Consider the following 10,534-nt stretch of genomic DNA (forward strand, 5'->3'; position numbering starts at 1 on the left):
CCCCCTCGCCTGAGCCGCCCGGCCCCGGCCGCTCCCGCTCCGGGCCGGCCGTGTCAGCCGGCCAGGCGGGGCACGATGCCGGTGCTGTGGAGGCGCTCGCGGGCCGCCGCGATGGCCTCGGTGGTGGTGGCGAACACCTGCCCGGCCCGGTCGAGCCGGGCGATGACCCCGAGCGCCTCCAGCGGCCGGTGATGGCCGTCGGGGATGCCGGAGACGTACACCATGACGCCCCGGCGTTCGAGGCGTCCGATGGCGTCGCCGAGCGCCAGCGCACCGCTGGCGTCGATGGTGGTGACGCGGGACATGCGCACCACGACCACCGACATGTCGCTCACCTCCGACAGCTCCCGCAGGAAGCGGTGGGCCGCGGCGAAGAACAGCGGCCCGGCCAGCCGGTAGGTGACGATGTGCTCGGCGAGCAGGGCGTGCTCGTCCTCGCTGTGATGGGGCTGCAGGTCGTGGCGGAGCGGCTCGGCGTCGAGGCTCACGTTGCGCGCCATCGCCCGCAGGGCCATCGCCCCCGCCACCACCAGGCCGAGGATGACGGCCAGCACCGTGTCGAGCATCAGGGTGGCGACGGCGGTCAGCACGAGGACCACGCCGTCGCCCCTGGTGGACCGGAACATGGCCCGGACCGCGTCCCGCTCCACCATCCGCACCGAGGTGGCCAGCAGCACCCCGGCCAGCGCCGCGAGCGGGATCCGCGAGACGAGCCCGGCGGCGGTGTACACGATCAGGGCCAGGATCCCGGCGTGGGACAGGGCCGCCAGGCGGGACTGCGCGCCCGAGCGGACGTTGATCGCGGTGCGCACGATGGCGCCCGTGCCGGGCATGCCGCCGAACAGCGGGGTGACGAGGTTGGCCAGGCCCTGGCCGAACAGCTCCCTGTCGGGGTCGTGCCGCTTGCCCTCGGTCATGCCGTCGGACACGGAGGCGGACAGCAGCGATTCCAGCGCGGCCAGCGCGGCCACCGCGACCGCCGGGGCGAGCAGCGACGGCACCGCGGCCGGATCCAGGAAGTCCAGCGACGGCGCGGGCAGCCCGGCGGGCAGGTCGCCGATCCGGGCCAGCGGCAGCCCGGCCAGCTCGGCGACGACGGTGGCGAGAGCGACGGCGACCAGCGAGAACGGCAGGGACGGCCGCACGCTCGCGCCCACCAGCAGCAGCGCGGCCACGACCAGGGTGACCGTCATGGCCCACCAGTGGGGCCTGGCCAGGAAGTCCAGGAGGGCGTGCCAGGCCATGACGGCGACCTTGTCGCTCGACCTGGCGTCCACGCCGAGGGCGTGGGGGAGCTGTTGCAGGCCGATCACGCACGCGATGCCGACGGTGAAGCCCGCCACCACCGGGGCGGGGACCAGGGCCATGTAGCGGCCCGCGCGGGCCAGGGCCAGCCCGATCAGCAGCAGGCCCGCCAGCAGGCCCACGGTGAGCACGCCGGTGGCGCCGTGGGTGCTCATGATCGGCATGAGCACGACGGTCATCGCGCCGCTGGTGCCCGACACCTGCACGGCGGACCCGCCGAACACGGCCGCGATCGCCCCGGCGACCACGGCCGTGGCCAGGCCCGACGCGGCGCCGAGCCCTGAGGAGATGCCGAACCCGAGCGCGAGCGGGAGCGCGACGACCGCCACGGTGAGCCCGGCGATGAGGTCCTGGCGGGGGCGGTGGCGCATCGCGGCGAGGGCGGCGCGTTCGGGCAGCAGGGAGCGTACGCGCCCCCATCCTGACCACAGCAGGCCGGTCACAGCCCGCAACCTTTCGATTCGTATGAGTAACCGCATGTGTACGTGAAAGGCCCGCGCACCATCACTCCCTCTGGGTAAAGCCAACCCCGCATTGTCCTAAATTGCATAACTTTGCAATTGGTGAAGAGGTGATCAGGATATCAAGGAAAACCCGCTCTCACCTGGTATAACAGCGGCGTTCTCGCGCGGGCGACGGGGTGTGAAAGGGGGGTGCGAGTTCGAGCGGCGAGGTGAAATCAATCGGACGGCCGGGGCGAATCGGGGCAGGACAGCATGGAGAAGGCATGTTCGGCCGCCCGCACCGCCTCCCGTTCCACCTCCGCCGGCGGCCGGCCCTCTGCCAGTAGCGCCCAGTTCCGCCGGGCCAGCACCCGTTGCGTGGCCAGCACCTGCCCGGCCAGCAGGCTCGCGGTCAGGTCGTCGGTCGTCTCCGCGAGCGCCCCGGCGAGCGACTCCTCGTCGAGCGAGATGTACTGGGAGACCCGCGCCGCCAGGCTCGGCGTGCCGAACACCATCCGGTGAAAGGCCACCACCTCGGGATGGGCGTTGAGCCCGGTGACGGGATCGTGCCTGGCCAGCCCGTCGAGGAAATGGCGGCGCAGCGCCTCCAGCGGCGACTCGCCCGCCGCCCGCGCCCGCACCACGCGGGCCGCCTCGCCCTGATGGTCGGCGAACCGGTGCACCACCAGGTCTTCCTTGGTCGGGAAGTACTTGAACAGGGTCGGCTTCGACACCCCTGCCGCCGCCGCGATCTCCGTGACGGGCACCTCGTCGAAACCGCGCTCCAGGAAGAGCGAGATGGCCGCCGTCGAGATCGCCTCGTGCACGCGCTGCCGCTGGAGCTGTCGTAGTCCCGTCATGACCACACCCTATCAAAGTGTTAACCTGGTTAATATCTTAACCGAGTTAACGCTTTGGGAGGTGTGATGGAAACGCTCGACGACGAGCGCCGGTACGTCGAACGCTGCACGGCCGGTCTGCGCAGGATGCTCGACGGCGCGAGGAACAACGTGATCGTCGGTGAGACGGTGGCCGGCGACCGCTACAGCGCCGAACGGCTGGGGCGCCACCTCAAGAGCCTGGCCAAGGAGCTGAGCGAGGAGCCGGAAGGGCCGCCGTTCTTCGGCCGGCTCGACTTCGGCCAGGGCTCGGCCGAGCACCCCGGCCGCGCGTACCACATCGGCAGGCGGCACATCACCGGCGAGCACGGCGGCCCGCCCGTGGTGATCGACTGGCGCGCGCCCGTCTCGCGCGCGTTCTACCGGGCCAGCGCGCGCGATCCCCAGGGCGTCGAGGTGCGCCGCCGGTTCGGCTGGTCGGGCAGCACGCTGACCGGGTTCGAGGACGAGCGGCTCGGGCGGGGCGAGCAGGGCGAGAGCAAGATCCTGGCGGCCGAGATCGAACGCCCCCGCGTGGGCCCCATGCGCGACATCGTCGCCACGATCCAGCCCGAGCAGGACGACCTCGTGCGCGCCGAGCTGGACACCTCGATCTGCGTGCAGGGCGCGCCCGGCACCGGCAAGACCGCCGTCGGCCTGCACCGGGCCGCGTACCTGCTGTACGCCCACCGCAAGCGGCTCGAACGCTCCGGCGTCCTGGTCCTCGGGCCGAACCGGGCCTTCCTCGGCTACATCTCCGCCGTCCTGCCCGCGCTCGGCGAGGTGAACGTCGAGCAGACGACGCTGGAGCGGCTGCTGGCCACGGTCCCCGTCACCGGGTCCGACAGCGTCGAGGCCGCGATGCTCAAGCACGACCTGCGCATGGCCGAGGCCCTGCGCAGGACCCTGTACGGGCGGATCGGGAAGCCGGCCGAGCCCGTCGCGGTGGCCGACGGCTCCGCCCGGTGGCGCGTCGGCGAGGGCGAGCTGCGGCGCATCGTGGACGACACGCGGCGCGAGTCACTCCCGTACGGCGTGGGACGGGAACGGGTCCGGGCCCGCGTGGTGGCCGCGATCCAGCGCCAGGCCGAGGCCAGGGGGCACACGGCGAACGCGGCGTGGACCCGCAGGATCGGCCGCGCCGTCACCCCGGCCCTGGACGCCGTGTGGCCCGCCGTCAAACCGGAGGAGGTCCTGTACGAGCTCCTCATGGGACGGCCGGGCCCGGCCGACCAGGTGCTGAACGCGGCCGAACGGGCGGCGCTCACCTGGGCCCGGCCGCCGCGCAGCGTCAAGAGCGCCAGGTGGAGCGCCGCCGACCTGGTCCTGCTCGACGAGATCGCCGGCCTGATCGAGCGCCCCGGCGGCTACGGCCACGTCATCGTGGACGAGGCGCAGGACCTGTCGCCCATGGAGTGCCGGGCGGTGGCCAGGCGCAGCGAGCACGGCTCGCTCACCGTGCTCGGCGACCTGGCGCAGGGCACCACCCCCTGGGCCGCGACGTCGTGGCCGGCCCGCATGGAGCTGCTCGGCAAGCCGGACGGCCAGGTCATCGCGCTGACGACCGGCTTCCGCGTGCCCGCCGTCGTGGTCGAGCTGGCCAACACCCTGCTGGCGGCGCTCAGGGTCGAGGTTCCGGCGACGCGCTCGTACCGGACGGACGGCAGGCTGCGCGTGACCGGGGTGGCCGAGCTGGACAAGGGGGTGGTCGCGGCGGTGCGCGAGGCGTTCACGTTCGAGGGCTCGATCGGCGTGATCGCCGCCGACGCGCACGTGGAGGCGCTGACTTCCGCGCTCTGGAACGACGGCGTGGACGTCAGCGGGGACGTCAGCGGGGACGCGGGCCGCCGGCTGAGCGTGCTGCCCGCCTCGCTGGCCAAGGGCCTGGAGTACGACCACGTGATCGTGGCCGAGCCGGCCGCCATCGCGCGGGCCGAGCGGCGCGGCCTGAACCGCCTGTACGTCGCCCTCACCCGAGCCGTCTCCCGGCTCGACGTGGTGCACGCCGAACCCCTGCCGCCGGAGTTTTCGCACCCGCCAGAAGCCACCTGAAATGGGCAGATGTCGTGGTTCGGTGCGCTCGACAGGACCACATCCGGGGTGTGTGATGTGGTTCCCGTCTCGAGAGGAGCCCGCCCGTGACCGCACCGCAGGACCCGCCGCAAGGCGACGGCCCGCCCGCCCCGGAAGGCCAGGGGTCGCAGCCGCCGCCCTACACCCAGCCGCCGCACGAGCGGCGGGCCGGTGACCAGGTCCTGTCGATCATCGGGTTCGTCTGCGCCGCGGTGGCCGTGCTGTTCGTCCCGGTCCTGTTCGGCCTGGCGGGCATCGTGCTCGGCATCGTCGGCCACACCCGGGGCGAGCCGCTCGGCAAGTGGACCGCCGTCGCGGCCGGCACGGGGATGATCATCGGTACGGTCCTCAGCATCCTCCTGGTCCCCGCATGACGGCCTGATCGCCCGGCCACCGCCTCCCCTGAGCCGGCGCGGTCAGTCGCCGGCCACGCGGACGACCGGCTCGTGACGCACCGGGAAGTTGACCGAGGAGGCGATGAAGCAGGCGGCGTGCGCCTCCTCGTGCAGCTTGAGCGCGATCTCGGTCATCTCCGGCGCGGCCACGGTGACCTCGGGGCGCAGCACCGCCTCGGTGAAGTGGCCGCCGTCCGCGGTCTCGGCCATCGTGCCGGCGGCGCGGTCGGTGTACTCGGTGACCACGACGCCCGACACGGCGCACTTGTGCAGATACGACAGCATGTGACACTGCGACAGTGCGCCGAGCAGGAGTTGCTCCGGGTTCCAGCGCGCGGGGTCGCCGCGGAAGCCGGGGTCCGAGCTGCCCTGGATCGGCGGCGGGCCGTCGGCGGTCAGCTCGTGCTCGCGGCCGTAGGCTCGATAGCCGCTGGTGCCGGTGCCCTGGTTGCCGGTCCAGGTGACGACCGTGGCGTAGGTGTGCTGGCGGGTCATGCGGGTCCTTCCTTGCTGTGCGTGGTGGCTCGGGTGTCGAGCACGTGGGCGCGGGAAATGGCGGCGGCCTCCTCCGGGCGGCCGTCGGTGATCGCGGCGAGCAGCGACTCGTGCTGGCCCGAGACGTGCGCCGGCCGCGACGGCGGCGCGAGCGAGCGCAGCGTGGAGACCTGGATCTGGTCCCAGATCCGCTCCAGCGTGTGCAGCGCCATCGAGTTGCCCGCCAGCTCCGCGATCAGCCGGTGGAAGCGGCGGTTGAGCCGGACGGCCTCGGCCATGCGCCCCTCGGCGGTCACGGCGGCCGTCTCGGTGGCGAGGTCGCGGAGCGAGACGAGGTCGGCGGGCGCGATGCGGCCGGCCCGCTGGCGGGCGGCGGCCAGCTCGGCCGTGAGCGCCTCCAGCGCCGCCCGCACCTGGTACGCCTCGTCCAGGGCGTCCCGCTCCAGCGCCACGACGACCACGCCGCGGCCCGACGGCCGGACGAGCCCGTCGGCGGCCAGCGCCCGCAGTGCCTCGCGAACGGGGGTGCGGCTCATCTCCAGGGTCGTCGCGGCCTCCATCTCGGTGAGCCGCGCCCCGGGCGGGTAGGTGCCGTCGAGGATGAGCTCCCGCAACCGGCTGCACGCCACGTCGGTCTGCATGCCGCCACCCTATTCGTTTGCATGCAATGTATGCAAAGCATGCCATCTCACCTCAGGCGCGCCACCCCGTCGAGCAGCCGGTCCACGTCGGAGCGGTCGTTGTAGTGGACCAGGCCCGCGCGCACCGCGCCGCCCGAGTCGCGGATGCCGAGGGCGCCGGTCAGCTCCCAGGCGTAGTTGTGGCCGTTCCAGACGTTCACGCCGAGCCCGGCGAGGTGCTCGGCCACCTCCCGCGGGGTCCGGCCGGACACGTTGAAGTAGGCGGTTGCGGTCCGCCTGGCCGGCTTGCCGTACACCGTGACGTGCGGCAGCGTCTCCAGGCCCTCGATCAGCGCCCCGAACAGCTCCAGCTCGTGCTCCTCCGCCGCGCTCATCGAGGCCAGCAGGCGCTCGCGGCGGGTGCCCTCGCCGGGGACCATGGCAGCCAGATGGTCCACCGCCGCCGTCACCCCGGCCAGGTCGGCGAAGGCCGCCGTCCCCGTCTCGAACCGCTCGGGCACCGTGTCGGGGGAGGAGGCCAGCTTGTCCGGGCCGAGCGTCTCCAGCAGGCCCGGATCGGCCACGACGGCGCCGATGTGCGGGCCCGACCACTTGTAGGCGCTGGTGGCGTAGAAGTCGGCGCCCAGCGCGCGCATGTCCACCGGGCCGTGCGGGGTGGCGTGCACGCCGTCCACGTACATCAGCGCGCCGGCCCGGTGCGCCAGCTCGGCGATCGCGGGCACGTCGGGGCGGGTGCCGAGGATGTTGCTCGCCGCCGTCACCGCCACCAGCCGGGTGCGCGCGCCGATCAGGTCCGCGTACTGCTCGACCGGCAGTTCCCCGGTGACCGGGTCCACCTCGGCCCAGCGGACGGTGGCGCCGATCTGGGTCCAGGGGCGGACGTTCGCGTCGTGGTCGAGCCTGGACAGGACCACCTCGTCGCCGGGGCCCGCGATGGCCCTGGCCAGCCGGTAGGTCAGCGTGGTCATGTTCGGGCCGAGGATCACGCCGTCCGGGTGGCCTCCGACCAGGTCGGCCACGGCGGCGCGGCAGCCGGCCACGATGGCGTCGGAGCGGTGGCTGGCGGGGAAGGCGCCGCCCACGTTGCCGATCCCGGTCCGGTAGGCGGCGGAGATGGCGTCGATCACCGATTGGGGGGTCTGCGTGCCTGCCGCGCCGTCGAGGTAGGCGTGGCCGTCGGCCAGGGCGGGGTACGAGGCGCGTACTGATGCGAGGGGGAATGTCGGGCAAGGCATGATATGTAGATGCTCAGCCTCCGAGACCTCAACCGGGCCACTTTGGCCCGTCAGCACCTGCTCACCCGACATGAAGGGGACGCGGCGGACGTCGTGCGGCGCCTGGTGGGGCTGCAGGCGCAGGAGCCGCGACCGCCGTACGTGGGGGTGTGGACCCGGCTGGAGGGGCTCGAGCGCGACGACCTGCACGCGGCGCTGCACGCGCGGACCCTGGTCAGGGCCACCATGTGGCGGGCCACGCTGCACCTGGTGACGGCGGACGACTTCGCCGCGTTCCGGCCGCTGCTGCGGCCGGTGCTGGCCGCCGCCGCGCGCCGCTTCGATGGGGTCGACTTCGACGCGGTCGTGGCCGCCGCCGACCGGCTGCTGGCGGCGGGCCCGATGACGTTCAACGAGCTGCGGCCACTGCTGCTGACGGAGTTCCCCGGGGCCTACGACCGGGCGCTCGGGTACGCCGTGCGCATGCTCACCCCGCTGGTCATGGTCCCGACCGAGGACCGGTGGAGCTTCCCGCGCGAGCCGTCGTTCGGGCTGCCCGGCATCGGCCTCGACCCCGCGCCCGCCGTGGAGCCGCTGATCGAGCGCTATCTCGCGGCGTTCGGCCCGGCCACCCCGGCCGACGTGCAGACCTGGTCGGGGCTGACCGGCCTGCGGCCGGTCATGAAGGCCATGGACCTGGAACGGGTCACCGACTTCGCCGGGCGCGAGCTCTTCGACCTGCCGGACGCTCCCCGGCCGGGCGGTGACGTGCCCGCGCCCGTCCGGTTCCTGCCGGACTTCGACACGCTGGTGCTCGGCCACGCCGACCGTACGCGCGTGCTGGCCGAGGAGTACAAGGGGCGGGTCGCCACCAAGAACCTGCGCGTGAAGGCGGTTTACCTGATTGACGGGTTCGCCGCCGGGACGTGGCAGATCAAGCGCACGGCCAAGCGGGCCACGCTGCTGATCAGCCCGTTCGCCTCGACCTCGCTGGACGTCGTCGAGGAGGAAGGGCTCCGGCTGCTGGCTTTCGCGGAGCCGGACGTCGCCGCCTCACTTGAAGTGGTGGACGGAGTCTGATTGGTTCGGGGCGGAGGTGTCACCTATGCCCCAGTTGACCGCTCTGGACGCGCAATTCCTCCATTTCGAGACCGCCACGAACATCGCCAACATCGCCGGTCTCGCCATCCTCGACGGCGACCTCAACCGCGCCGATCTGCAGGCGCTGCTCGAACGGCGGCTCCCGTACGTGCCCGCGCTGCGGCGCAAGCTGGCACCCGTGCCGTTCGGGCTGGACCATCCGTACTGGATGCAGGAGGACGACCTCGACCTCGACTACCACGTACGCGAGATCGGGTTGCCGCCGCCCGGCGACGACCGGCAGCTCGCCGACCAGATCTCGCGGCTGCACGCCCGGCGGCTCGACCGCCGGCGGCCGCTGTGGGAGATCTACCTGATCCACGGACTGACCGGTGGGCGGATGGGCCTCTACACCAAGATCCATCATGCGGCCGTGGACGGGATCGGGGGCGCCGACGTCCTGGCCGCGCTGCTCGACACCAGCCCCGAGCCCGCACCGCCCCCTGAGCCCGTCCTCGGCCCCGAGCGGGATTCGCCGCCTCCCGGGGCCGGCGAGATGGTGGCGCGCGGGCTGGCCAGGCTCGCCGGCAACCCCGCCTACGCCGTACGGTTCGCGGCCAGGGCCATCCCGCACCTGGACGAGATCCCCGTCGTGTCCTGGATCCCGGGCAGCAGGATCGTCTCCGGGCTCGCCCGGCGGCTGGCCGGCACCGGGCAGGCTCCCGAGCTGCCCGCCCTGCCCGCGCCCAGGACGCCGTTCAGCGGGCCCGTGTCGGAGCACCGGCGCTTCGCGTTCGTGTCGCTGCCGCTGGAGGAGATCAAGCAGGTGCGCAAGGCGTTCGGGGTCACGGTCAACGACGTGGTCATGACCGTGTGCGCCGGCGCGCTGCGCGGGTGGCTGGCCGCGCACGGCGGCATCCCGCGCCAGCCGCTGGTGGCGGGCGTGCCGTTCTCGCTGCGGGCGGCCGGGGTGGAGGGGACCGGCAACCAGGTGGCGATCATGACGGCGCCGCTGGCCGTGCACATCGACGATCCCGTCGCCCGGCTGCACCAGGTGCGCCACGCGATGCAGCGGATCAAGGACAGGTTCTCGCTGGCGCCGGCGCGGTGGCTGCGCGAGTTCAGCGAGTCGATGCCCGCCGCGCTCATGGGGCTGGCCTCGCGCTCGGCCTTCGGCCTCGTCGGCCAGACCGCGCCGCCGATCAACGTGACCATCTCGAACGTGCCGGGGCCCCAGTTCCCCCTGTACGTGTGCGGGGCCCGGCTGCTGACCCACTACCCGGTGTCGGTGATCACCGATGTGAGCGGCGGGATCAACATGACCGCCTTCTCCTACGACGGCTCGCTCGACATCGGGGTCGTCACGGACCGAGAGATGGTGCCGGACGCCTGGGAGCTGACCGTCCTCCTCCGCGAAGCCCTCGACGAGCTGCGGAACGCGGAAGCATCCTTGCCGCATTAGTTTCTACGCTGGGCGCATGATCCTGAATCGCCGCGTGCTCAACCGCACCACGCTCGACCGCCAGCTCCTGCTGGGCCGCTCCACGATGTCGCCCGCGCAGGCCATCGAGCGGCTGGTCGCGGTGCAGGGGCAGGAGATCGACGCGCCGTACATCGGGCTGTGGTCGCGCCTGGCCGCCTTCACCCAGGACGACCTGGCCGCGCTCCTGTACGGCAGGCAGGTCGTACGGGGGTCGCTGCTGCGCGGCACCCAGCATCTGACGCTGGCCGGCGACTACGTGTGGCTCCGGCCGCTGGTGCAGGTGGTCCTGTCCCGGTCGAGGCAGGCGGCGTTCGGGCGGCTGATGCGGGAGGTGGATCTGGCGGAGTTCGCCGGGCTGGTGCGCGCGCATCTGGCCGGGCGTACGCTGACCCGCCCGCAACTGCGTGACCTGCTGCTGGAGCGGTGGCCGGAGGTGGACCCGGTGGCGCTGGGCTTCTCGGCGCAGGCGCTGGTGCCGGTGGTGCACACGCCGCCCAACGGGATCTGGGGGAGGGGCGGGGCGACAC

General features: G+C 73.0%; 10 protein-coding genes. 5 read left to right on the forward strand and 5 right to left on the reverse strand.

The annotated features are described in order from the left end of the window. Nucleotides 1-53: 53 nt before the first annotated feature. On the reverse strand, nucleotides 54-1,676 hold the full coding sequence (locus tag ETD85_RS55130) for a SulP family inorganic anion transporter (protein WP_379507863.1): 1,623 nt from the start codon (nucleotides 1,674-1,676) through the stop codon (nucleotides 54-56). A 308-nt stretch (nucleotides 1,677-1,984) separates the two neighbouring features. Further along, nucleotides 1,985-2,608 carry a TetR family transcriptional regulator gene (locus tag ETD85_RS55135; protein ID WP_138697848.1) on the reverse strand — a complete coding sequence of 208 codons (624 nt, stop codon included), beginning with the start codon at nucleotides 2,606-2,608 and terminating at the stop codon, nucleotides 1,985-1,987. 66 nt (nucleotides 2,609-2,674) lie between these two features. Between ETD85_RS55135 and ETD85_RS55140 the strand changes: the two genes are divergently transcribed. Continuing rightward, a complete protein-coding gene (locus ETD85_RS55140; RefSeq protein WP_138697849.1) occupies nucleotides 2,675-4,678 on the forward strand; it encodes a HelD family protein in 2,004 nt (667 codons plus the stop codon). An 86-nt stretch (nucleotides 4,679-4,764) separates the two neighbouring features. Beyond that, the gene (locus ETD85_RS65240; RefSeq protein ID WP_206059492.1) at nucleotides 4,765-5,073 is read left to right on the forward strand and encodes a hypothetical protein; all 309 of its coding nucleotides are present in this window, start codon (nucleotides 4,765-4,767) and stop codon (nucleotides 5,071-5,073) included. A 42-nt stretch (nucleotides 5,074-5,115) separates the two neighbouring features. On the opposite strand, the gene ETD85_RS55150 is transcribed toward ETD85_RS65240, so the two are convergent. From ETD85_RS55150 to ETD85_RS55160, 3 genes are read right to left on the reverse strand one after another with little or no spacing between them, the layout of a single operon-like run. Further along, nucleotides 5,116-5,589 carry an OsmC family protein gene (locus ETD85_RS55150; protein ID WP_138697850.1) on the reverse strand — a complete coding sequence of 158 codons (474 nt, stop codon included), beginning with the start codon at nucleotides 5,587-5,589 and terminating at the stop codon, nucleotides 5,116-5,118. Further along, nucleotides 5,586-6,230 (reverse strand): GntR family transcriptional regulator, encoded by a 645-nt coding sequence (locus ETD85_RS55155; protein ID WP_138697851.1) that lies wholly within the window; start codon nucleotides 6,228-6,230, stop codon nucleotides 5,586-5,588. Before ETD85_RS55155 ends, ETD85_RS55150 begins: the two co-directional genes overlap by 4 nt. Nucleotides 6,231-6,277: 47 nt before the next feature. Beyond that, nucleotides 6,278-7,465, reverse strand: a complete 1,188-nt coding sequence (locus tag ETD85_RS55160; RefSeq protein ID WP_138697852.1) for a cysteine desulfurase-like protein — start codon at nucleotides 7,463-7,465, stop codon at nucleotides 6,278-6,280. 9 nt (nucleotides 7,466-7,474) lie between these two features. Here ETD85_RS55160 and ETD85_RS55165 point away from each other — a divergent pair, with 9 nt between their 5' ends. From ETD85_RS55165 to ETD85_RS55175, 3 genes are all read left to right on the forward strand, one after another. Then, nucleotides 7,475-8,524, forward strand: a complete 1,050-nt coding sequence (locus ETD85_RS55165; protein WP_138697853.1) for a winged helix DNA-binding domain-containing protein — start codon at nucleotides 7,475-7,477, stop codon at nucleotides 8,522-8,524. A 25-nt stretch (nucleotides 8,525-8,549) separates the two neighbouring features. Beyond that, entirely contained in the window at nucleotides 8,550-9,986 is a 1,437-nt protein-coding gene (locus ETD85_RS55170) for a WS/DGAT/MGAT family O-acyltransferase (protein WP_138697854.1), read from the forward strand. 16 nt (nucleotides 9,987-10,002) lie between these two features. Beyond that, the coding region (locus ETD85_RS55175; protein WP_138697855.1) for a DNA glycosylase AlkZ-like family protein at nucleotides 10,003-10,534 on the forward strand (532 nt) is incomplete at its 3' end.

This window comes from Nonomuraea zeae, assembly GCF_005889725.1.
GTDB classification, from domain to species: domain Bacteria; phylum Actinomycetota; class Actinomycetes; order Streptosporangiales; family Streptosporangiaceae; genus Nonomuraea; species Nonomuraea zeae.